The following is a 23,763-nucleotide window of genomic DNA, read 5'->3' on the forward strand; positions in this document are numbered from 1 at the left end:
CGGCGGGAAGTACTTCGTGGGCAAAGCGTTCGCTTTCAAACATTACTAATGTGCCAGCAGTTGGTTTAATTGTTATTTCTATCTCTTTACTTTTAGGTTTATAAATAACAAGTTCGCCACCTTGCTTAGGCGTATTTAAATAAAGTACCGTTGTAAATACTCGATTAGAGCGACCTTTAAATGCATCTAAGTGCTTTTTGTAAAAATCACCCTGTGTATATTTTGCATAATGGCATTCGTAATCAAATAACCCCATAAAAAAACTGCGATTTAACGTGGTCTTTATACTTTGCATTATTGCTTGATAGGTAAGCTGTGCTTGAGAGCTACCGTCAAACCAATAGGTTTTATCAGTACGTACGGCTTTATCTATTTGTAAGTCATTTAATCGACCAATACCAGCAAGGCTAAAGTGAGGGTTTATACGGTGGCAGTCTGCAACTAAATCGTTAACTAAATCGGCAATAAGCGCGTTATGAATTACGGTATATCCTTGGCGTTCTATATCATCTAAATAGACATCAGGACCAAAAAGTGTGTTCATTCACATCAGCTGTTTAAAAAAGGTGCGACAGTGTAGCCGAAAAGCTGTTAAAAGCTACTGTTTATTGTGCCGCACTTTTTGAAACATCAGATTAGCTAAATGCAGCACCCGCTTTTTTTATAAGCGATAGTAAATGCTCTACATGTTCAGTAATCGACGTCTGTTGGCTTGTTTGTACAACGAGTTGTTCGTGGTTTAAACCTTTATTTGTTTTAAGTTGTACTAATTCAGAATTCTCTGCGATTGCATTAGCATGTTCAATGCTTGCAATAGCAAAATGATCTGATTTAACTACACCTGCCATTACTTGCTCAATACTGCCCACTTTAATACTTGATGATTTATTTAAAGAATCAATTGCTTCATTAAGCATATTTTGTACTTGTTTAGACTCAGAGAAACAGCCAAACATCGGGTAGCTATCAAGGTTTTGTTTACTTATATCGTTTTTATGGGCAAGAGGGTGGTTTTTTGAAACAAATAACACAAGCTGATCAGGTAAGTGAATGTCACTGCCAATACTATTAATAGCTTGAGAGTATACGCTAATGTCTATTTCACCTTGTTGGAGTTTGCGTGTTAGCTCTTGCTGATCTTGTAGCTGCATCTCAATTTTTATATGAGGGTATTGAGCTAAAAACTGTCCACAAGAAATAGGTACTATGCTGCTTGCCTTATTGGTATACCCAATAACGAGCTTTTCATTGGCATTACCGTTTACTGATTGAAAAATCCGCTTTTTCGTTAGCTCAAGTTCCGATAGGGTCGTTTTAGCATATTCTAGAAAAAGCTCGCCTTCTGGCGTTAATTTAACAGAGCGTGTTGAGCGTTTTACTAACTCATATCCCATTTCATCTTCAAGTGTTTGAATGCCGCGCGTTAGCGCTGAAGTACTAATTTGGGTTTGTTCAGCAGCTTGTCTAAAATGACGTAATATACCAAGTGCTACAAATTGCTCTAATTGTTCAAATCTCACTTTATAGTCCCTTTTTATAAGTAAGTCGCAGATACCACGGACATCAAATATATTAATTTTTATTCTAAAGTTTAGTAAAATTCTATATTGAAATACGGTTGCAAGTTCATACGTGTTTCCAGCAGGATACCCCCCTTTTAGTATTAATTAAAGAGAAAAGCGACCAAATAGTATTACTTTTTAAATTCATAACTAGTTGTTTATTGTATTTTATCTATGTTTTTGCAATGGGCTAGCTAAGTAAACTTATTTGTAGTCAGTAAGTTAGTTAGTATATTTGGATTAAATTGTTCTAATTAATAAAAAAGTACGCCCCAAAAAGGGGCGTTCATACAACATGATTGTGACAAATAATAGAGTGTTTTATTTATAATAAACTATTTTACAAAATTTCTATTTATTCGGCTACTTAGTGGTTTATTTTCAATGCTTTGCAGTTCTATCTCGATTGCATCACAGGAAATATGTATTTCAAATAAAGACGTTAATAACGATAAACTTAAGCAAGCTAAGCTAATGCCAAATAAAATAATTCCTGTGGCATTAAACTCAATAAATAATGCAAACATTGATAGTGTACACAGTAGAAAAGAGGCTACCCCGTACACTTGCATCGTTCTAATTAGCTTAATACGTTTACGTAAGTTAGTGATTTGAGCCACTACAACAGGCCGAATAGATTCACCTTCACGCGCATTTAGCTCCCTAATTAATTGCGCTAAAACTAAAAATCGGTTTGTATAGGCGAGTAATAGCAGCGATATGGCCGGAAAAAGTAAGCCTGGGGTTGTTAGTGTCATGTTTATTCCTTAAAAGTACAGCATGCTAATAATTTAGCGCAGGATATTGTTAACACAAAATAAATGAGGTGAATATTGCAAAATATTAATAATAACAATTCAACAGATAGCTCTTTTCAATGGGTTACAATTTATAAAGCTGAAAATACCTTGGAAGCGAATATCGTAAAAGGCTTAATACAAACTGCTGGAATAGAGTGTAAAATTAAAGGCGAGATGCTCCAAGGGGCGCTTGGAGAAATTCCATATGATCAGGCGCAAGTTAGTGTGCAGGTTTATGCGATAAAAGAGCGCCATGCGCGGCAAATATTGGTAAACTATCAACAAGTAAAACAATCCGCTCCAGATTGGGTATGCCCTAATTGTAATGAGCATAATGGATCAACATTTGATTTTTGTTGGTCGTGTGAGACGTTAAAGAATGACTAAAGCAAATAATTTTCAGCGTATTAGAGAGCTTAACTATTTACAAAAGGCCGTCTTAGCAAGTGCTTTAATAGAGCGAATGCTGCCAAATTACGGTTTATTTAGCGAAGCAACGGGGTTTGGTGATGAAACCTTATTACGTAATTCGCTTAATGTTTGTTGGGAAAAAATCTTACTGCCTAAAAGTAAAATAGATCTCGAAAAACAAGTTGAAAAAATAGAACCAAATGTTCCTGAACTTGCTGATTTTGATATGTTTGGTACTTATCCTGCTATTGATGCTGCAACGTCTTTACTTAGCTTAATGCACGGTTTAGTGGCGCAAGATGAGCAAGAGTTCATTAGTGTGAGCAAAATATCTCAAGCAACAGTGGCTCGCTTTATTGAATATCAAATGACGGTTGAAGGTGAGATTGCTGATAACACAGCAGTGAGAGAGCACCCATTAATGCAGTACGAAATTGAAGTATTAGGTGAGCTAATTGATTTTGTAGAAAATATGGGGCGTATTACCTCTGATAGCGTAAAGGCACTTAAAAAGTTTGCCCTTGAAGATGGCCAAACAAATATTGGTCTTACGTTATAAAAGAAGCAAAGTAGAATTTAAAAGGCAGGAGAAGTACAGTGCGAATTTTAGGCATTGAATCGTCATGTGATGAAACGGGTATTGCAATATATGATGACGAAAAAGGCTTGTTAGCTCATCAATTATACAGCCAAGTAAAAGTACACGCTGATTACGGCGGTGTAGTGCCGGAACTTGCATCGCGCGATCATGTTCGTAAAACATTACCACTTATAGATGCAGCATTTGCACAAGCAGGTTGTGGCCCTGAAGATTTAGACGGTATTGCTTATACTGCAGGCCCAGGTCTAGTTGGTGCATTATTGGTAGGTACGTCTATTGGTCGCTCATTAGCATACGGCTGGGATATACCTGCGGTAGCAGTACATCACATGGAAGGGCATTTGCTTGCTCCGATGCTTGAGGAAAATACCCCTGAGTTTCCGTTTATTGCATTGCTTGTATCGGGCGGTCATACCATGATGGTTAAAGTAGCAGGTATTGGACAATACGAAGTACTAGGTGAGTCAGTTGATGATGCCGCAGGCGAGGCCTTTGATAAAACGGCTAAGTTACTTGGTCTTGATTACCCCGGTGGTCCACGCTTAGCTAAAATGGCCGAACAAGGCGTAGCAAAGCGTTTTGTATTTCCTCGCCCTATGACCGACAAGCCAGGACTTGATTTTAGTTTTAGTGGTTTAAAAACAGCGGCATCAATCACGATTCGTGAAAATGACGACGACGATCAAACCAAAGCTGATATAGCGCATGCATTTCAAACGGCGGTTATTGATACGCTCGTTATTAAGTGTAAGCGTGCGCTTAAACAAACAGGTATTAAGCGTTTGGTCATCGCCGGTGGTGTGAGTGCAAATACACAGCTTCGACTGCAGCTTGAACGCGTAATGAAGGGTATGAAAGGCGAAGTGTTTTATCCGCGTACTGAATTTTGTACCGACAATGGTGCAATGATTGCTTATGCCGGAATGCAACGTTTAAAAGCAGGGCAATTTGCCACGCTTGATATGAAAACAAAACCTCGTTGGCCTATAGATAGCCTTGAGTCGATTTAATGACTCATATTTTAGATATTTTTGTTTTCATCGGTGGGTGCTTTTTTAGCACCCACTTTTGGTTCTTCCCCACTAAATAATCGAATAATATTAGTACGGTGACGAAATATAATTAACAGCGTGATAAAAGTAACGGGAAGAGTATAAAGTGGCTTTATTAGCCATGTATACAAGGGCGCTAAAGATACAGCTACAAGCGCCGCCAGTGATGAATAGCGTGTTATTGCCACTATAACTAACCAAGTACACACAAGTAAACCTGCCAATGATAAGCCAATAGGTAATAATGAGCCAAATGCCGTTGCTACGGCTTTACCGCCTTTGAAGCTAAAAAACAGTGGGTACATATGGCCTAAACAAGCAGCTACTGCGACTAAACCAAGCTCTAAAGGTTCAACTTCTAAAAAATAAGCCCCCCATACCGGAATAGTGCCTTTTAAAATATCAAACACTAGAACCAAGCAAGCCGGAAATGCTCCGCCTAATCTATAAACATTTGTAGCTCCTGGGTTATTAGAACCACTATTACGAGGGTCTGGGAGTTTGAACAACCGCGACACTAAAATAGCCGACGAAATCGACCCAAGTAAATAAGCTAAAACAAACATTATAGTGGCTAACACGCGCTTCCTTATTTTTTAATTGCTATACCAATTGATAGTGCTTTTAGGCTATTATTGGCAGCAAAATTTATCGTAAAAATTATTAACAGGCTATTTAATAGCTAGTTTAGTTATTTTGCTATTGTAGAAGTTATTTTTACATATTTAAACACTGGCTAAACCATATACAGTATTAATTTTATTGATGCTTAGTATAGTTGCTTAGTAGTTTGTTGTTATTTGGAGTATCAATGGATAAGGTTTTTATATCTCAATTGCACGTCGACACTATTATTGGAGTGTACGACTTTGAAAAAGAAAGTAAACAGAGCCTTTATTTTGATATTGAAATGCTAAGCGATATTAAGCCTGCAGCTGAAAATGACGATATTAATTTAGCACTCGATTACTCAAAAGTAAGTGAGCGAGTTATTGAGCACTGCACTTTAAAACCTGTAGAGTTGCTAGAAACTTTAGTTGAACAATTAGCGCATATTATTTTAAGCGAGTTTAATACTCCACAAGTTACTATAAGAGTAAGTAAACCTGCAGCAGTAGCACAAGCGCAAACTGTAGGTGTTGAAATTACACGTGTTAAGGCAATTGGTTAAATGGCTCAAATTTATATCAGCCTAGGGTCAAATATAAATAAAGCGCATTATATACAATGTGCATTAATTGCACTTAAGCAGCACTTTGAACATATTGTACACTCGTCTGTTTTTGAAAGTGAAGCAGTTGGGTTTGCTGGCAATAATTTTTATAATTCAGTCGTTGGCGCTACAACTGATATGTCGCTTGTTGATGTATGCGCTTTATTAAAACAAATAGAGCGTGATAATGGACGCACAGCGAACGATAAAAAATTTAGTCCACGAACGCTCGATTTAGATTTACTATTTTATGATGATGTAATTTGCGACTCCCCAGCGCAATTACCACGAGATGAAATAACTAAAAACGCATTTGTATTACAACCTCTTAGCGAGGTTGCCCCAGATTTCTATCATCCTGTAGCTAAACAAACGATTGCGCAGTTATGGAATGAATATAATAACCCTCAACAAAAGCTATGGAAGGTGGAGTTTTCTAACCCATGAGTATCATCGAAATAATTATTTTAGCCCTCATACAGGGATTTACTGAGTTTTTACCAATATCTAGTTCTGCGCACTTAATTCTCCCATCGCAAATTTTAGGCTGGGAAGATCAAGGGCTTGCGTTTGACGTGGCAGTCCATGTTGGTACTTTAATTGCCGTTGTTATTTATTTTCGTAAAGAGGTCGTCGACATACTCAGTGCGTGGTTTAAATCCTTTGGAACACAGGGTACTAGTGATGATAGTAAGCTAGGTTGGTGGATAATTTTAGGCACTGTGCCTGCCGCTATTTTAGGCTTACTTTTAAAAGACTTTATAGAGTTGTACCTACGAAGCGCTTGGGTAATTGCTACTACCACAATTGTGTTTGGTTTATTGCTTTGGTACGCGGATGCAAAAGGTAAGCAAATTAAAACTATTTATCAGCTTAATTGGAAAACAGCACTTATTATTGGATTTGCACAAGCTGTTGCAATGATCCCGGGAACTTCTCGCTCAGGTATCACGATGACTGCTGGTTTAATGCTTGGAATGAATAAGCAAAGCGCAGCGCGTTTTTCGTTCTTACTGGCAATTCCAATTATTTCTATGATGGGGCTTTATTATACTGCAGAGCTTGCTTTGGGTGACCATGTGGTTGATTGGAATACATTATTACTAGGTGTGGTGCTATCGTTCTTATCGGCTTATGCATGTATATTTATGTTTTTAAAAGTAATAGAGCGAATGGGCATGTTGCCATTTGTGATATATCGTTTATTGCTCGGTATAGGTTTGATAGTATTTTTAATGATGTAGCAAATAATGACTAATAAAAAAGCCTTCTAATTAAGAAGGCTTTTTTATTATCAAGTGGTCATTTTGGCACGAGTGAAGTGCTTACTCGCAATGGTAACTAAGCACGAATTTTGGCATTATAGCGCCATTAAACTTTGCATAGCTGTAAAGTGAGCATACGATTTAAGGAAAGTATATGCATATACATATTTTGGGCATTTGTGGCACGTTTATGGGTGGCATTGCAGCCATTGCTAAGTCATTAGGTCATAAAGTAACGGGTTCTGATCAGAACGTATACCCACCAATGAGTACGCAACTTGAAGAGCTTGGCATTGAACTGACTCAAGGCTACGCGGTATCTCAGTTAGAGCCAAAGCCAGATATGGTCGTTATTGGTAATGCAATGAGCCGGGGTAACCCATGTGTTGAATATGTGCTTGATAAAGGCCTGCCTTATACTTCAGGCCCTGAGTGGCTTAAGCATAACTTACTGCAAGATTCTTGGGTGCTTGCGGTTGCTGGTACGCATGGTAAAACAACCACAGCAAGTATGCTTGCGTGGGTGTTAGAGTACGCAGGTTTGAAACCAGGGTTTTTAATTGGCGGCATAGTGCAAAATTTTGGTGTATCGGCAAAAGTGGGTGGAACGCCATTTTTTGTTATTGAAGCCGATGAATACGACACTGCTTTTTTTGATAAGCGCAGTAAGTTTGTGCATTACCTCCCGCGTACACTTATCTTAAATAATCTTGAATTCGATCACGCTGATATTTTTGAAGATTTAAACGCAATAAAAAAACAATTCCATCACTTAATGCGTACATTACCTCAAAGCGGCAAGGTAATTTGGCCAAAGCAAGACGTAGCGCTTAATGATGTAATAGCACAAGGGCTTTGGAGCGAAAGCGAAACGCTAGGCGATGATTGGAGCTATGAATTAATAAAAGCCGATGGAAGTGAGTTTAATGTATTACTTAATGGCGAAAAGCAGGGCACTGTCTGTTGGCAAGCAATAGGCGAGCATAACGTTAAAAATGCGATTATGACTATCGCAGCAGCGCGCCATGTGGGTATAGCCATTGATCATAGTATTGATGCGTTAGGAGAGTTTATTAGCCCTAAAAGGCGTATGGAGCTAAAGGCGGATATAAATAATATTAAAGTGTATGACGACTTTGCGCATCACCCAACAGCAATTAAAACTACGCTTGCAGGATTGCGCGCAAAAGTAGGCGATGAAAAAATTATCGCTATTTTAGAGCCGCGCTCAAACACCATGAAAATGGGCGTGCACCAATATACATTATTAGATTCATTACGTGATGCTGACAACGTACTCCTTTTTGAACCAGAGAATCTAAATTGGTCGCTAAAAGAGCAAGCAGATAAAGCAGGCATGCAGTGCTTTAACAGCACACAAACAATTATTGATACAGTGCTTGAAAATATTGAGCCTAATCAACATATTTTAATTATGAGCAATGGCGGTTTTAATGGCCTTCATCAACACCTTGTTGATGGCTTAGCTGATAAATACAGCGGAGAATAGTGTGCAATTTAAAGATAGAATTACGCTCGCTTTTAGTGGTGCATCGGGTGCGCCTTATGGGCTTAGGTTACTTGAAGTATTACTAGAGCAGCAATTTCAGGTCTACGTTCTCATTTCAAGTGCAGCACGCGTGGTGCTTGATACAGAATCAAATATTAAGCTCTCTGGTAATGAAGATAAAGCCACAGAGCAGTTAAGTACGCTGTTTAATGCCAAACCTGAACAGCTAAAAGTATACGGTAAAGATAACTGGTTTAGCCCAGTAGCTTCGGGCTCTGCTGCTCCTAAAAAAATGGTAGTATGCCCATGTAGTGCCGGGTCGGTTTCTGCAATTGCAGTGGGGGCGTCTGATAATTTATTAGAGCGCGCCGCTGATGTGGTAATTAAAGAACGCGGACAGCTCATTTTAGTGCCTCGCGAAACACCATTTAACGAAATTCATTTAGAAAACATGCTTAAGTTATCTCGTTTAGGGGTAACAATTATGCCAGCCGCACCTGGTTTTTATCATAAGCCACAAAGTATCGAAGACTTAGTTGATTTTATGGTGGCGAGAATTTTAGATCATTTAAATATTGAGCATAACCTAACAAAACGTTGGGGTTATGGTGAGGGTAAGTAATGAATAAGCAAAATATTGCTTTAAATATAGAAGGCCTTACCAAGGTTTATAAAAATGGTGTTGAGGCTATTAAAGGCGTTGATTTACAAGTTGAAGAGGGCGATTTTTTCGCTTTGCTTGGTCCAAATGGAGCCGGTAAATCAACTACTATTGGTGTTATTTCGTCACTTGTTAATAAAACAAAAGGCAAAGTAGAAGTATTTGGCTGTGATATTGATACTGATTTAGAAGCTGCAAAAGCGCATTTAGGCTTAGTGCCGCAAGAATTTAATTTTAGCCAGTTTGAAACGCTTAGCCAAATACTGGTTAACCAAGCCGGTTATTATGGTGTGCCACGTGGTGAAGCCCATAAACGTGCTGATAAATACCTAGCACAGCTGGGTTTATTAGAGAAAAAAGACAAGCAAGCTCGTACGCTTTCAGGCGGAATGAAACGCCGTTTAATGATTGCACGCGCCCTTATGCACGAGCCAAAATTACTTATACTTGATGAGCCAACAGCGGGTGTAGACATAGAGCTTCGTCGTTCAATGTGGGATTTTTTACGCCAAATAAATGAGCAAGGCGTTACTATTATTTTGACCACACACTACCTTGAAGAAGCTGAGTTACTGTGTAAAAACATAGCGATTATTGATTCTGGTCGAATTGTTGAAAACACCACCATTAAAGCACTGCTTGCAAAACTTGATAAAGAAACCTTTATTTTAGATTTAAAAATGCCAGCAAACCCTGTCACGCTTGAAGGTTATAAGTTCACGATGACGGACGATCATACTGTTGAAGTAGAAGTCGCTAAATCACAGGGCTTAAATGCGGTATTTAGCGCATTAACAACCCAAGGAAATACAGTATTGAGTATGCGAAATAAAGCAAACAGACTAGAAGAGTTATTTGTAGGATTATTAGAGCAAGGGCGGGGCGAATAAATGTTTAAATATGGCGTAGCCTTAAAGAGTTTATGGATTAAAGAGTGTATTCGTTTTTTACGTATCTGGGTGCAAACCTTAGTGCCGCCAGCAATTACGATGAGCTTATATTTTGTTATTTTTGGTAACTTAATTGGTTCACGTATTGGTGATATGGGCGGCTTTAGTTATATGGAGTTTATTGTACCTGGCCTTATAATGATGTCGGTTATTACTAATTCCTATTCCAACGTAGCCTCTAGTTTTTATTCAACAAAATTTCAAAAAAGCATTGAAGAGCTTTTAGTTGCACCTGTGCCTAATTACATCATTGTACTGGGTTATATGGGCGGCGGTATGACGCGCGGTATTATGGTGGGCTTTATAGTTACTTGTGTATCGTTGTTATTTGTTGATATTCAAATTCATAATATTTTTGTAATTATGGCGACCGTTATTTTAACCTCAGCTGTGTTTGCTTTAGGTGGTTTAATTAATGCAATTTACGCAAATAGCTTTGACGATATAAGCATTATTCCCACCTTTATACTAACGCCATTAACTTACTTAGGCGGTGTATTTTATTCAATAACGTTATTGCCAGAATTTTGGCAAAACGTATCGCAAATAAATCCTATTATTTACATGGTAAATGCATTTCGCTATGGCTTTTTAGGTGTGTCGGATGTTGATTTAAGTGTAGCGCTAGGTGTTATTTTGGTGTTTATTACGGTGTTATTTACTTTAGCGCTAACTTTAATTAAAAAAGGTGTGGGGCTAAGACACTAATGAGTGATGCAAATTCACGTAGTATTGTATCTAATCAAGCGGGTATTCACGAAAAGCTTGATGAAATAGTAAATAAGCACTTAGATGCTGAATTTAAAAAGCCAATAGCAGCGCATACGCAAACTGCATTTGACGAGGTTAATGCTAAAGTACAAGCCTTTAGTGGCCCGCTTATTTTGGACTCGTGTTGTGGCGTGGGTGAAAGCTCAGCTAACTTAGCTAAGCGCCACCCTGATGCACTTATAGTTGGAATTGATAAATCTTCGCACCGATTAGATAAGCATGATGTTGAATATAAGCAAACCGACAGTGGTCAGTACATCTTAGTGCAAGCAGATTTAAATGACTTTTGGCGTTTAGCGGTAGCCGCCAATTGGCAACCTACGCACCATTATTTGTTGTATCCAAACCCGTGGCCTAAATCTAAGCATATTCGTAGGCGCTGGCATGGCGCAGCTATTTTTCCATTTATCGTTAAGTTAGGTGGAAAATTAGAAGTGCGCAGCAATTGGGATATTTACGTTAAGGAGTTTGCTCGGGCGCTTGAATTAACAGGCAACCCTTGCGATGTAACACTTTATGAGTCAGACGATGCAATTACGCCTTTTGAGCGTAAATACTGGGCCAGTGGCCAGCAAAGCCACCGACTCGTTATAAACTTACCTAGGGCGTGTTGACCTTTCGTGATTGATTTTGCAGCAGCATGTTTGGTTTTTAGGCAAGGCGGAGCCTATGTAGTGTGGTTATTCCCCATAAATAGGCGATAACGCAGCATAAAGACCAAACATGTGCTGCCCTTTGGGTTCTTTCTAGGGACGATTAACTCTTTGTTGCTCAGTTTTTACTTAGCCCACTAGGTTACAAACCTCGCGCCGCGATTTAATCGCCCCTAGATTGAACAAATTTCAATCCACAAAGATCAACACGCCCTGGTTAAAGTAAGTCAAAGTGCTAATTCTTCTGTAACCGTATTAACATGTGGCACTGGGTGGGCAAAATAGTTGCCTTGCATTAGTGTCACATTCGCCTTTTTAAGTGCGGTTACTATGGTTGTATTTTCTACCGATTCTGCCATTAATTGTAAACCAAGTTGATTAGCAAAGCTGGCTATATGCTCAATAAACAAGTAGATATCTTTGTCATTCACTATTTGCTTTATTAGTGCGCCATCTAATTTAATACCATCTACTTCAAGCTTAAGTACGTTTGATATATTTGAATAACCACTACCAAAGTCATCAATAATAACCTTAACGCCTTTTGTTTTAACCATTCCAATAAATGCTTTTACTTCAGAGAAGTTGGCAATAGCTTGGGTTTCTAAAAGCTCTAATGTGATATTACCAGGATGCGGGTAGCGCTTAAGTTCGTCCGCAATAAACTCACTTAAATTAGGGTCGAGCATATCTTGTGCTGTTATATTTAAACTCCAGCAAATATCGGTTTTTCTAAAGCGACTAACACATTGTGAAAATATAGTACGGGTAAGTATTCCGTCCATTCTTGAGCGGGTAACAACATTTAAAAATGCATCAGGTTTCAATACTTCCCCTTGTGCTGTTACCATTCGAGCTAAACATTCGTATTGAACGACCTTATTGGTATTTGTGTCAATAATGGGTTGAAAGTAAGGCACTATACGATTGTTATCAAACGCTTCTCGCACTTCTTTAGCCATTTCTACATTGTATTGATATTGCGTTTTTACATCGTGTAGCGCTTTTGAGTAGTTAACTACACTATGCCTGCCTTGTTTAGCTTGCAGCGCTGCTATATGAGCGTTTTCAAGTAGTAGCGATTTATTACCACTGGCAATACCTGCACATAGGGTTATGTAGATAAAAGGGTCAGTTAATACCGGTGTATTAAAGTTATATGTTTTTACGAGGTCGGTAAATTCGTCATTACTCATTTCCTTAGGCGCGAGTAATACTATTTTATTTGTTGCTAGTCTGTATATATGGCAATGCGTAGAGCTTCTAAGTTTAAAGTGAATAAGTAAGTTTTTCATTACCTTGTCACCCACTTCAGTGCCATAAAAACTGTTTATATCTTCTATTTCATTAACCCAAATAACGGCTAATTGCATGTGATGAGCATTACTTTTTTTAATAAAGTACTCAAGTGCAATATGATTTGAAAAACCAGTACTTGAGTCAGTTGCTAAAGACCGTTTTAGTAAATAAATATATATGGCGGCAACGAGNGAGTATCGCGATAAAAAAGAAGAAGCTAGCCATTGCAGCTGCTTTTGATACGCTTTCTTTAAGTTTCTCGTTTAAATCATAAATAGTTATATCGGCACCCGTTAAATAGGTATTGCCGTTGATTGGGTCAACGTAAGGAATAAAAATTGTTTTAAAGTGGCCCCACTGATCGCTCGATATTTCAAATACTGGCTCTGTTGAATAAAAAGCACTTATATTTGCATCGGTAGCTTCAGGGTAGAGATCTAAAAATTGAGTTACCTTGCCATTATTCTGATCGTCTTGCGTGTAGCTTGATGAGCTAAAAAGCACCTTACCGTCTTTTAAAATCATTGAATAGACATAAGCAATATCAAGTGCTTGAGCAAACTCAGAGAGTTGTTTACTTTTATCTTGATAGTAAGAAAAACTTATATTATCGCCTTGATTAACCGCACTTAAATAATCGTCACCTAAAATATGTTTAACGCTGGTGGCGGCATTAAGTAAGCGATTATCAACCGACTGCATTATTTCAGCACGCGTGGTTTGGTAAGTGTAGTAAACGTAGGTTAGCAAGCTTATTAAAAACAAGCTAAAGCCTGCCACTATCCAACTAACTTTGACTCTTCCTTCTGGCATATGTGTCCCTTTTTTGTTATCAAATTTATTATACCCAAAATAAGTAAATGCCCAATAAATAATTAGGTTTGGTAGAGTTTTAATTAGGGTTTGTTTATCTTTGCGGATTATAATTTGTTCAAACTAGGGGCGATTTAATCGCGGCGCTAGATTTGTAACCTAGTGGTCTAAGTAAAAACCGAGCAACAAAGAGTAAATAGACCCTAGGCAGAACCCTTTGGGCAGCGCCTGTTTGGCATTAATGCTACGTTATCGCCTATTTATGGGGAATAACCACACTACATAGGCGCTGCCTTGCCTAAATACCAAACAGGCTGCTGCAAATTTAACCTTGAAAGATAAATAGACCCTAAATTATCATTTTTTTGTCATCGCTTTGATTGCTTTTATAGGTTTAAACGAGACATTTTAGTTATATTGCAGTAAAGTTAGCGCAATTTTTAAAGAAACACGATTGCTCCAAATGTCCTAATAAGTAGGCGTTTTTGATGGGTAAGCGCGTGTTTTAGCTACACACACACTAGGTATTAAGATGGATCAAAAGCGTTGTGCCGTCGCCTCTAAAGAAAGCCTTAAGCGTATATTTACTGTACCTGAAGCGCCAGACTCAACTTTAAGCAAAATCGAGCTTGAAATTTCGAGTAATTTAGCAGGTTTTCTAAACGAAAATATAGCGGCAATTGAAAAACCATTACATGAAATAGAAAAAGATTTTCAATCGGCAGTGATCCCAGAAGATCCAACGTTTGTCTCTGCTTATGCCCAAGACATAATGGAGCAACTTGTTGCACATTCTGTGCATACAGCTGCGCCTAGTTTTATTGGTCACATGACCTCTGCCTTGCCGCACTTTTTATTACCGCTGTCAAAATTGATGGTAGGGCTAAATCAAAATCTAGTAAAAATAGAAACATCTAAAGCGTTTACGCCTCTTGAGCGTCAAGTGCTTGGGATGATGCATCATTTAGCTTATGGGCAAGAAGACTCATTTTATTCTAAATGGATGCACAGTGCTAAAACCTCATTAGGTGCATTTTGCTCTGGTGGTACGGTTGCTAATATTACTGCGCTTTGGATTGCGCGAAACCGCTTATTAAAACCTGATGGCGATTTTAGAGGCATAGGTGCACAAGGCTTAATTGCTGGTATGCTGCATTACGGTTATAAAGGTTTAGCAGTATTAATATCAGAACGCGGACATTACTCATTAGGTAAATCGGTTGATTTACTCGGCATTGGTCGCGATAACTTAATTGGTATTAAAACCTGTGAAAATAATAAAGTTGATGTAGGAGCGATGCGTGAAAAAGCACGTGAGCTTGAAGCGCAAGGCATTAAAGTAATGGCGATTATTGGGGTCGCGGGAACAACCGAGACCGGTAATATTGACCCACTTGATGAAATGGCCGACTTAGCACAAGACATTAACTGCCATTTTCATGTAGATGCAGCATGGGGGGGAGCGACCCTTTTATCGAGTACGCACCGTCCTTTACTAAAAGGGATTGAGCGAGCAGATTCAATTACCATCGATGCACATAAACAAATGTATGTACCAATGGGAGCGGGTTTAGTTTTATTTAAAGACCCCGCTGCAACTGATGCAATAGAACATCACGCTGAGTACATATTACGTAAAGGTTCAAAAGACTTAGGTAGCCACACGCTTGAAGGCAGCCGACCTGGTATGGCAATGTTAGTACATGCTTGCTTACGTGTTATTGGTCGTAAAGGTTACGAAATGCTGATTGATCGAAGCATCAAAAAAGCACATTACTTTGCTGATTTAATTAAGGCTGATGAAGACTTTGAGCTTATTTCGGAGCCTGAGTTGTGCTTATTAACGTATCGTTATGTACCTAAGCAAATTAAACAAGCAATAGCCGATGCAGATGCTGCAACTCGGTTAGATATTTTTGCTTCACTGAACCGTTTTACTGCCAGTATGCAAAAGCGTCAACGCGAGTCTGGTCGCTCATTTGTATCACGTACACGCTTAACGCCTTCTAAATACGACAATCAACCAACGGTTGTATTTAGAGTGGTTCTTGCTAACCCGCTTACCTCAGGCGCTATTTTAAAAGAGATATTAGCTGAGCAAAAAGAGTTGGCTGCAACAGATCCGGTATTCAAAAAATACTTGAGAAAGTATATGTAATCTAAATACAAAAAAGGGTCCATAAGGACCCTTTTTTAATATCAAAGAATGGTTAATGTAAAATACGTGCTCTAATTGTACCCTCAACAGCGCTCAGTTCTTTAAGTGCTACTTCAGATTGATCTGTATCAACATCAATAACTACATAACCAATAGATGCGTCTGTTTGTAGGTATTGCGCAGCAATATTAATACCGTGCTGTGCAAACGCTTGGTTAATTTGCGTTAGTACACCTGGGCGGTTGTGGTGTACGTGTAATAAACGACTACGATTAGCAAGCTCAGGTAGCGATACTTCAGGGAAGTTAACCGCAGTAATAGTTGAGCCATTATCTGAATATTTAGCCAATTTACCCGCTACTTCAATACCAATGTTTTCTTGCGCTTCTTGTGTAGAACCACCAATGTGCGGCGTTAAAATAACATTGTCGAATTGGCGCAGTGGCGATACAAATTCTTCATCGTTAGATTTTGGCTCAGTAGGGAACACATCGATTGCTGCACCACTTAGTTTTTTCTCTGTAAGCGCTTCTGCAAGAGCATCAATATCAACAACAGTTCCGCGTGATGCATTGATCAAAATAGACCCCTGCTTCATAACTGCAAGTTCTGCTGTACCAATAAGGTTTTTAGTTTGCGGTGTTTCTGGTACATGTAAGCTAATAATATCAGAGCGTTGTAACAGCTGAGTAAGGTTATGAACTTGTGTTGCATTGCCCAGTGATAACTTATCTTCGATATCGTAAAACTCCACGTTCATACCGATATTTTCAGCCATAATACCTAGCTGAGTACCAATGTGACCGTAGCCAATAATACCTAATGTTTTACCACGTGCTTCAAACGAACCATTTGCTGTTTTTAACCAGCCACCACGATGAGCCGCTGCATTACGCTCTGGAATACCACGTAATAAAAGTAGAATTTCGCCAAGTACAAGTTCAGCAACTGAACGAGTATTAGAAAATGGAGCGTTAAATACAGCAATACCACGTTCGCGTGCTGCATCTAAATCAACTTGGTTTGTACCAATACAAAAACAACCAATAGCAACTAGCTTTTCAGCTGAGTCTAATACAGCTTGGTTAATATGAGTACGAGAACGAAGTCCTACAAAGTGAACATCTTTAATGCGCTCTTTAAGCTCGTCCTCAGGTAAGGATGTTTTAACGTAGTCGATATTGCTGTAACCGTTACGTTTTAGCGTTTCAACAGCGCTTTGGTGAACACCTTCAAGCAAGAGAATTTTAATTTTGTCTTTTGCTAACGATACCTTACTCATAACCTCATCCTATTTAATTTGTGGCCCATTTTTGGTACCGATAATCACTTTATCAGCACCTCGCATCGCAAATAGGCCGTTGGTAACTACGCCAACAATTGAATTGATTTGTGTTTCAAGTTGTTTGGCATTGGTAATTTTTAAGTTAAATACATCTAATATAACGTTACCATTATCGGTAACTACGCCTTGGCGATAAACAGGGTCACCACCAAGTTTTAATAATTCTCGTGCAACGTAGCTGCGCGCCATTGGAATAACTTCTACCGGAAGCGGGAAGTCGCCCAATGTATCTACCAGCTTTGTGTCATCAACAATACACACAAACTGTTTTGCAACTGCTGCTACTATTTTTTCACGTGTTAGCGCTGCGCCGCCGCCTTTAATCATTTCGTTTTGAGCGTTTATTTCGTCAGCGCCGTCAACGTATACATCTAAAGCATCAACGTTATTAAGTTCAAACACTTCAATACCTAACGCTTCCAAACGTGCAGTTGACGCTTCTGAGCTTGATACAGCGCCTACAATAGTGTCCTTTACTGAGCCAAGGGCATCAATAAAGTGATTAACAGTAGAGCCTGTACCGACACCTACAATAGTGTTTTCTTTTACAAACTCGAGTGCTGCCCAAGCAGCTGCTTTTTTTAATTCGTCTTGTGTCATTGCTTTGTGCTCATGTATGTCAGAAATATGCGGTTAGTAACCAAAATTAAATGTTACCAACAGTATGTTTTATCTGGGGTGATAATGGTTTCAAGTGGTACGTCCCATGACTCGATTGGTAGAGCATCAGCTTTTTGGCATTCATGTGCAAGGCCAATTAGTTGTGGTTTTTGCCAATTTTGTTCGTGTAAACGCGCCAATGTCCGGTCGTAAAACCCACCTCCCATTCCTAGGCGATTACCTTGTTTATCAAATGCCACTAATGGCATAAGGAGGTAATCAAGCGCTGGTAATGGGCATATTTGAGAGCAGTTCAGCTTAGGCTCCAAGATACCATAGCGATTTGCCCTCATGGGTGAGTTTTTCTCATAGCGCTGAAATAGTAAATTAGCGCCATTGAATGGGTGTATTATAGGTAGATAAACAGCATGGTTTAAGTTCCATAATTCTTTAATTAACAATGAAGTGTCTAGTTCTCCGTCGTTACTTAAATAAATGGCAATATGCTTTGAATTCGTTGTATTTTCGCTTTTTAAGTGTTGAATAAAATTCATTTTTAGCGATTGCGCAGCAATTATTTGCTGATTATTTGACAAGTTTTTACGGGTGTTACGAATTTCAGCTCTTATTTGTGCGCGTTTATTGCTCATTAAACTAATTAGCCATTTTTAAAAAGAGAATAAATCGGGAAAAATTAAAAAAACAGCCAGTACGACTAGCAAAATGGTGGCAGTTGCAATCAATGAATATAAAAGTAAGTTACTGCGTTTTTTAGGAGTAGCTAAATCCTCATCTAGCATTAGGTCGTCATTTTGCCATTCGTCTACACTTTCGTCTGGTGTATTTAATTGAGCTTCAGGAAGGCGTTGCTCTAGCTCATCTAGCTTTTCTTCAAGGCGTATTAAGCTGCTAGTGATGTAATCAAGTGCATCAAAAATACGTTCATCACGTTGGTTGTTATTTGCAGCTGCGGGGGAGCTATTTTGAATCGCATTTGAAACAGCTTGCAGCTTACTTTTAATACCTAGGCTTGCTAATAACTTAGTCTGTTTTAACGCTTTGTCTTTATCGCTTGGCGCAAACAGCGGCTTACCTTTAAAAAAAAGAGCTACTTTTTCATCTGACGTTTTTAATTTTGCAGCTAAGTTTGCGCACGCTGTTTTTATGTCAACGTTATCGGCAAGTCCTGCAAATATAACGCGAAAGTTATCGGCCATTTAACTATCCCTAAAGCTTTTATAATGAAATGAGTATATACCTAAAGTACAAAAGAATTCGAGGTTGATTTTATAGTTATTTTGTAGACGTACTACAAACAATGTAACTGATAAGTTTTAGATACAAAAACGGCCCTATTAAGGGCCGTTTTTAATTTACTTCAACACTTTTAGCTTAAAGGCCAGCAGCTGCACGAAGTGCATCAGCTTTATCTGTACGTTCCCAAGGGAATTCGTCACGACCAAAGTGGCCGTAAGCCGCTGTAGGAAGGTAGATAGGGCGCTCTAAATCAAGCATTTGAATTAAGCCGTAAGGGCGCAGGTCAAAGTGTTCACGAATAAGCTCGATTAAACGGCTTTCTTCTAACTTGCTTGTACCAAACGTTTCAACGCTGATAGATGTAGGCTCTGCAACACCGATTGCGTAAGAAACTTGTAATTCACATTTATCAGCAAGGCCAGCCGCAACTACGTTTTTAGCAACGTAACGTGCAGCGTATGCAGCTGAGCGGTCAACTTTTGATGGATCTTTACCAGAGAAAGCACCACCACCGTGACGAGCCATACCACCGTATGTATCAACGATGATTTTACGACCTGTTAAACCGCAATCGCCCATTGGTCCGCCAATTACAAAGCGACCCGTTGGGTTAATGAAAAATTTAGTCGCGCTTGTAATAAGCTCTGCAGGAAGTACCGGCTTGATGATAGTCTCCATCACCGCTTCTACTAAATCTTTTTGCGAAATGTCTTCGCTGTGCTGAGTAGATAGTACTACTGCATCAATACCTACTGGCTTACCATTTTCGTATGCAAAAGTAACTTGAGATTTTGCATCTGGACGTAACCAGTTAAGCTCGCCGCTTTTACGTACTTGCGCTTGGCGCTGTACTAAACGGTGTGAGTAAGTAATTGGCGCAGGCATTAGTACTTCTGTTTCGTTACATGCGTAACCAAACATAAGACCTTGGTCGCCAGCACCTTGTTCTTCTGGGCTAGTACGGTCAACACCTTGGTTAATGTCAGGAGACTGTTTACCAATAGTGTTTAAAATTGCACATGAATCTGCATCGAAACCCATGTCTGAATGCGTGTAGCCAATTTCACGTACTGTTTTACGTGTAATTTCTTCAATATCAACCCATGCGCTAGTAGTGATTTCACCACCAACCATAACCATACCTGTTTTTACGTAAGTTTCGCACGCAACACGGGCATGAGAGTCTTGCTCTAGGATAGCATCAAGTACCGCATCAGAGATTTGATCGGCGATTTTATCCGGATGACCTTCAGAAACTGATTCAGAAGTAAATAAATGTTTTGCCATTGTATTTCTGCTCACAAATATTGCGCTTCACAAACGTCGGTATTAGCGCTAAAAAATTAAGGGGCGTATTTTATCGAAAACAAAACACCTTGCATAGTGTTTTTACGCCTAGACGTCTAAATAAAATTACTAATAACTTTTTGGTCTTAAAAAATATTCATAATGCCTCACTTTTATAGGGTTTTTAATTGCACACAGCCCCCACAATAAGTAAGAATGGTCGATATAAACAAACCCAAGTTACTTGGGTGCATAAACAAACACATAAATACCCGCGCAAATACACATAAAGGTAGGAGAATTCATGCCATCTCGCAAAGAACTTGCAAATGCTATTCGCGTCTTGTCAATGGACGCAGTACAAAAGGCCAAATCTGGTCACCCTGGAGCCCCTATGGGCATGGCTGATATCGCAGAAGTATTATGGCGCGATTATCTAAAACACAACCCAACAAATCCAGAGTGGGCTGACCGTGACAGATTTATTCTTTCAAACGGCCACGGTTCAATGCTTATCTATTCTCTATTGCATCTAAGTGGTTACGACTTACCACTGGACGAAATTAAAAACTTCCGTCAAATGCATTCTAAAACACCAGGTCACCCTGAATATGGCTATGCACCAGGAATCGAAACTACTACGGGTCCATTAGGTCAAGGGATCACAAATGCCGTAGGTATGGCAATTGCTGAAAAAGCGCTAGCTGCGCAGTTTAACCGTGAAGGTCACGATATTGTTGATCACTTTACCTATGCATTTATGGGCGATGGCTGCCTTATGGAAGGTATTTCTCATGAAGCTGGTTCACTTGCAGGCACATTAGGTCTGGGTAAACTTGTTGCATTTTGGGATGACAACGGCATTTCAATCGATGGTGAAGTAGAAGGTTGGTTTACAGATGACACGCCAGCTCGCTTTAAAGCATACGGTTGGCATGTAATTAGTGGTGTTGATGGCCACGACAGCGATGCTATAAGTGCTGCAATTGCAGAAGCTAAAAGTGTTACCGATAAACCATCACTAATTTGTTGTAAAACAATTATTGGTTACGGCTCACCTAATAAATCTGGTAGCCACGATTGTCACGGTGCACCACTAGGTGATGACGAAATAAAAGCGTCTCGCGAATTCTTAGGTTGGACTGGCGATGCGTTCGAAATTCCTGATGATATTTACGCACAATGGGATAGCAAAGAAAAAGGTCAACAGCTTGAATCAAGCTGGGACGAAAAATTTGCAGCATACGCAAAAGCATACCCAGAGCTTGCAGCTGAATATAAGCGTCGTATTAATAACGAACTGCCTGGCGATTGGGCTGAAAAATCTCAAGCGTACATTGAGCAATTACAAGCAAACCCTGCAAACCCAGCGTCTCGTAAAGCATCGCAAAATGCATTAAACGCATTTGGTCCGTTATTACCAGAATTTATGGGTGGCTCAGCCGATTTAGCAGGCTCAAACTTAACAATTTGGGATGGCTCTAAAGGTTTAACACACGACGATGCAAGCGGTAACTACATTTACTACGGTGTACGTGAGTTTGGTATGTCGGCAATTATGAATGGTATTGCCCTTCATAAAGGCTTTATTCCTTACGGTGCTACGTTCTTAATGTTTGTTGAATATGCAAAAAATGCCGTACGTATGGCTGCATTAATGAAGCAACCAAGCATTTTTGTATACACGCACGATTCAATCGGTTTAGGTGAAGATGGTCCAACTCACCAACCAGTAGAGCAAATTGCAAGCATGCGTTTAACGCCTAACTTATACAACTGGCGCCCATGTGACCAAGTTGAGTCGGCAATTGCATGGCAACAAGCTATTGAGCGTAAAGACGGCCCTACATCGCTAATCTTTACTCGCCAAGGTCTTGAGCAACAAGCGCGTGACGCACAGCAATTAGCAGACGTTAAAAAGGGTGGTTACATCCTTAGCTGTGACGGCAACCCTGAGATTATTTTCATTGCAACGGGTTCTGAAGTGCAACTAGCACAAGATTCAGCAACTGAGCTACGCAGCCAAGGTAAAAAGGTACGTGTTGTTTCTATGCCATGTACTGATGCCTTTGAAGATCAAAGCGCAGAGTACAAAGAAAGCGTATTACCGGCATCTGTTTCACGCCGCGTAGCAGTAGAAGCAGGTATTGCTGACTACTGGTACAAGTACGTAGGTCTAAATGGCGCAGTAGTAGGTATGACTACCTTTGGTGAGTCAGCACCTGCTGGTGAGCTGTTTGAGCACTTTGGTTTTACAGTGGCAAACATTGTAAGCAAAGCAAACGAGCTTTTTTAATCGCTTTGATTAAATAAAGTAAGTAATTGAAAAACCCGCACATGTTGCGGGTTTTTTTATGCCCTTACATGAAGCAACTTCACCTTGATCAATGCAGCTTTCCTTGCAAGAAAGTAAGCTATCAGGCAAGGTAGTGCGATAAAATTTATAAATAAAAATCTTAAATTAATAGCAGGAGCTAAAAATGCCAAAGTTCGATAACGTAAGTGTAGTAAAAAAAGCCAATGTATATTTTGACGGAAAAGTGTCGAGCCGTACCGTTATTTTAGGTGATGGCGAAGCGAAAACGTTAGGCTTTATGCAACCTGGTGAGTTTGTTTTTGATACAAACCAAAAAGAGTGCATGGAGCTTTTAGCTGGCCAATGGGATATTTTATTACCAGGTGCAAGTGAGTGGAAAACATTTAACGCGGGTGAATCGTTTAATGTTGATGCAAATGTAAGCTTTAAAGTAAAAGTATCTGATTTTGCTGACTACTGTTGTTCGTACACAGATTAACCAATCTTAGTTTAAGTTAAGTAGACGTCTGAAAGCCCATGCACTATGGGCTTTGCATAAACTTTGCACAACGCATGATTTAAATCACCAAAAACCGCAAATAAACCTCAAATATCTCTCTTTTTTCCTTGTGTTAATCTAAATAGCCCCCAATACTATTTATGAGGTAACAAATAAAAGGATACCCTATGAAAATTAATCTTTCTGGTCACCATGTTGAAGTTACTGACTCTATTAGAGAGCACATCAACGAAAAATTTTCAAAAATCGAGAGCCACTTTCCATCGCTTATTGCACTCGATATTATTTTGTCTAAAGAGCATCATAAAATCCAAGCTGAAATTAGCACTAATTACGAAGGCACGCGCATATCGGTAAAAGGGGAAAACGAAGTTATGTACCCAGCCATTGCAAGCGCAGCTAAAAAACTCGATGCGGCACTAAAACATCGAAAAGGGCAGATAAAAGCAAACTTACACGAAAAGCCTGTTAGCACTACACCTGAAATCGCACACGAGATCATCCAAGAGATGGATCTTAAATAAAATTTAGTTCCAAAGTATTGTAAAAAAGAGCCGTATGGCTCTTTTTTATTGCCTGTAATTTAGGTAAGTTATGCGTTCTTGCAGTTTATTAATTAAAAAAATTAATAAAAAGAACACACAACACACATATTTTGAGAAATTAATGCACACAACAAAAGCAGTATGGAAGTCTCGACTAGGTGCGCTTGGGCCTGGAATACTCATGGCAACAGCCG

The 23,763-nt window shown here is 39.2% G+C and carries 24 protein-coding genes and 2 pseudogenes (1 of these 26 only partly in view); 16 read left to right on the top strand and 10 right to left on the bottom strand.

The annotated features are described in order from the left end of the window. From L652_RS0118325 to L652_RS0118335, 3 genes are all read right to left on the bottom strand, one after another. The coding region (locus L652_RS0118325) for a 2OG-Fe(II) oxygenase (RefSeq protein WP_024595492.1) at positions 1-544 on the bottom strand (544 nt) is incomplete at its 3' end. Between the two features lie 91 nt (positions 545-635). Next, the gene (locus L652_RS0118330; RefSeq protein ID WP_024595491.1) at positions 636-1,520 is read right to left on the bottom strand and encodes a LysR family transcriptional regulator; all 885 of its coding nucleotides are present in this window, start codon (positions 1,518-1,520) and stop codon (positions 636-638) included. A 377-nt stretch (positions 1,521-1,897) separates the two neighbouring features. Next, positions 1,898-2,320: a DUF2721 domain-containing protein gene (locus L652_RS0118335; protein WP_002961042.1), complete on the bottom strand. Its 423-nt coding sequence runs from the start codon at positions 2,318-2,320 to the stop codon at positions 1,898-1,900. Positions 2,321-2,395: 75 nt separating this feature from the next. Here L652_RS0118335 and L652_RS0118340 point away from each other — a divergent pair, with 75 nt between their 5' ends. The 3 genes from L652_RS0118340 to tsaD are packed head-to-tail and all read left to right on the top strand — an operon-like array spanning position 2,396 to position 4,384. Further along, positions 2,396-2,749 carry a DUF2007 domain-containing protein gene (locus tag L652_RS0118340; RefSeq protein WP_002961041.1) on the top strand — a complete coding sequence of 118 codons (354 nt, stop codon included), beginning with the start codon at positions 2,396-2,398 and terminating at the stop codon, positions 2,747-2,749. Beyond that, a complete protein-coding gene (locus tag L652_RS0118345) occupies positions 2,742-3,332 on the top strand; it encodes a YjaG family protein (protein ID WP_002961040.1) in 591 nt (196 codons plus the stop codon). Before L652_RS0118340 ends, L652_RS0118345 begins: the two co-directional genes overlap by 8 nt. Before the next feature lie 38 nt (positions 3,333-3,370). Next, entirely contained in the window at positions 3,371-4,384 is a 1,014-nt protein-coding gene (gene tsaD / locus L652_RS0118350) for a tRNA (adenosine(37)-N6)-threonylcarbamoyltransferase complex transferase subunit TsaD (protein WP_024595490.1), read from the top strand. Positions 4,385-4,395: 11 nt separating this feature from the next. On the opposite strand, the gene plsY is transcribed toward tsaD, so the two are convergent. Then, the gene (gene plsY / locus L652_RS0118355; protein ID WP_002961038.1) at positions 4,396-5,007 is read right to left on the bottom strand and encodes a glycerol-3-phosphate 1-O-acyltransferase PlsY; all 612 of its coding nucleotides are present in this window, start codon (positions 5,005-5,007) and stop codon (positions 4,396-4,398) included. 230 nt (positions 5,008-5,237) lie between these two features. Between plsY and folB the strand changes: the two genes are divergently transcribed. The 8 genes from folB (at position 5,238) to L652_RS0118395 (ending at position 11,410) form a co-directional block, all read left to right on the top strand. After that, positions 5,238-5,597 carry a dihydroneopterin aldolase gene (gene folB, locus L652_RS0118360; RefSeq protein WP_024595489.1) on the top strand — a complete coding sequence of 120 codons (360 nt, stop codon included), beginning with the start codon at positions 5,238-5,240 and terminating at the stop codon, positions 5,595-5,597. Continuing rightward, positions 5,598-6,086 carry a 2-amino-4-hydroxy-6-hydroxymethyldihydropteridine diphosphokinase gene (folK, locus tag L652_RS0118365; RefSeq protein WP_024595488.1) on the top strand — a complete coding sequence of 163 codons (489 nt, stop codon included), beginning with the start codon at positions 5,598-5,600 and terminating at the stop codon, positions 6,084-6,086. After that, a complete protein-coding gene (locus tag L652_RS0118370; protein WP_024595487.1) occupies positions 6,083-6,883 on the top strand; it encodes an undecaprenyl-diphosphate phosphatase in 801 nt (266 codons plus the stop codon). The genes folK and L652_RS0118370 overlap by 4 nt, the downstream gene beginning before the upstream one ends. Positions 6,884-7,058: 175 nt before the next feature. Further along, the gene (gene mpl, locus L652_RS0118375; RefSeq protein WP_024595486.1) at positions 7,059-8,414 is read left to right on the top strand and encodes a UDP-N-acetylmuramate:L-alanyl-gamma-D-glutamyl-meso-diaminopimelate ligase; all 1,356 of its coding nucleotides are present in this window, start codon (positions 7,059-7,061) and stop codon (positions 8,412-8,414) included. Between the two features lies 1 nt (position 8,415). Further along, entirely contained in the window at positions 8,416-9,036 is a 621-nt protein-coding gene (locus L652_RS0118380) for a flavin prenyltransferase UbiX (RefSeq protein ID WP_002961027.1), read from the top strand. Continuing rightward, complete coding sequence (locus tag L652_RS0118385; RefSeq protein ID WP_024595485.1) at positions 9,036-9,965, top strand: ABC transporter ATP-binding protein; 930 nt, start codon at positions 9,036-9,038, stop codon at positions 9,963-9,965. Before L652_RS0118380 ends, L652_RS0118385 begins: the two co-directional genes overlap by 1 nt. Further along, positions 9,966-10,733 (top strand): ABC transporter permease, encoded by a 768-nt coding sequence (locus L652_RS0118390; protein WP_002961025.1) that lies wholly within the window; start codon positions 9,966-9,968, stop codon positions 10,731-10,733. Next, positions 10,733-11,410: an SAM-dependent methyltransferase gene (locus tag L652_RS0118395; RefSeq protein WP_024603594.1), complete on the top strand. Its 678-nt coding sequence runs from the start codon at positions 10,733-10,735 to the stop codon at positions 11,408-11,410. Before L652_RS0118390 ends, L652_RS0118395 begins: the two co-directional genes overlap by 1 nt. Before the next feature lie 266 nt (positions 11,411-11,676). Here L652_RS0118395 and L652_RS01000000124105 read toward each other — a convergent pair. Next, positions 11,677-13,561, bottom strand: a pseudogene (locus L652_RS01000000124105) (GGDEF domain-containing protein). A gap of 532 nt (positions 13,562-14,093) precedes the next feature. Between L652_RS01000000124105 and panP the strand changes: the two are divergent. Next, entirely contained in the window at positions 14,094-15,719 is a 1,626-nt protein-coding gene (gene panP, locus L652_RS0118405) for a pyridoxal-dependent aspartate 1-decarboxylase PanP (protein ID WP_024595231.1), read from the top strand. A 52-nt stretch (positions 15,720-15,771) separates the two neighbouring features. Here panP and serA read toward each other — a convergent pair whose 3' ends face one another. The 5 genes from serA to metK form a co-directional block, all read right to left on the bottom strand. Next, positions 15,772-17,001 (bottom strand): phosphoglycerate dehydrogenase, encoded by a 1,230-nt coding sequence (gene serA, locus L652_RS0118410; protein ID WP_024595232.1) that lies wholly within the window; start codon positions 16,999-17,001, stop codon positions 15,772-15,774. Positions 17,002-17,010: 9 nt separating this feature from the next. Beyond that, positions 17,011-17,664 carry a ribose-5-phosphate isomerase RpiA gene (gene rpiA / locus L652_RS0118415; protein ID WP_002958979.1) on the bottom strand — a complete coding sequence of 218 codons (654 nt, stop codon included), beginning with the start codon at positions 17,662-17,664 and terminating at the stop codon, positions 17,011-17,013. A gap of 53 nt (positions 17,665-17,717) precedes the next feature. After that, on the bottom strand, positions 17,718-18,314 hold the full coding sequence (locus tag L652_RS0118420; RefSeq protein ID WP_024595233.1) for a 5-formyltetrahydrofolate cyclo-ligase: 597 nt from the start codon (positions 18,312-18,314) through the stop codon (positions 17,718-17,720). Between the two features lie 18 nt (positions 18,315-18,332). After that, positions 18,333-18,881: a hypothetical protein gene (locus tag L652_RS0118425; protein ID WP_024595234.1), complete on the bottom strand. Its 549-nt coding sequence runs from the start codon at positions 18,879-18,881 to the stop codon at positions 18,333-18,335. A gap of 175 nt (positions 18,882-19,056) precedes the next feature. Then, a complete protein-coding gene (gene metK, locus L652_RS0118430) occupies positions 19,057-20,208 on the bottom strand; it encodes a methionine adenosyltransferase (RefSeq protein ID WP_002958976.1) in 1,152 nt (383 codons plus the stop codon). 304 nt (positions 20,209-20,512) lie between these two features. Between metK and tkt the strand changes: the two genes are divergently transcribed. From tkt to L652_RS01000000124110, 4 genes and pseudogenes are all read left to right on the top strand, one after another. Continuing rightward, positions 20,513-22,504, top strand: a complete 1,992-nt coding sequence (gene tkt, locus L652_RS0118435; protein WP_024603595.1) for a transketolase — start codon at positions 20,513-20,515, stop codon at positions 22,502-22,504. Between the two features lie 184 nt (positions 22,505-22,688). Further along, positions 22,689-23,003, top strand: a complete 315-nt coding sequence (locus L652_RS0118440) for a pyrimidine/purine nucleoside phosphorylase (protein WP_002958974.1) — start codon at positions 22,689-22,691, stop codon at positions 23,001-23,003. A gap of 188 nt (positions 23,004-23,191) precedes the next feature. Beyond that, positions 23,192-23,548, top strand: coding sequence for a ribosome-associated translation inhibitor RaiA (gene raiA / locus L652_RS0118445; RefSeq protein ID WP_007376058.1), 357 nt, complete (start codon positions 23,192-23,194; stop codon positions 23,546-23,548). Positions 23,549-23,750: 202 nt separating this feature from the next. Then, positions 23,751-23,763: pseudogene (locus L652_RS01000000124110) on the top strand (divalent metal cation transporter); it runs 1,162 nt beyond the window's last position.

It is taken from the genome of Pseudoalteromonas sp. TB25, from assembly GCF_000497995.1.
GTDB lineage: Bacteria > Pseudomonadota > Gammaproteobacteria > Enterobacterales > Alteromonadaceae > Pseudoalteromonas > Pseudoalteromonas distincta.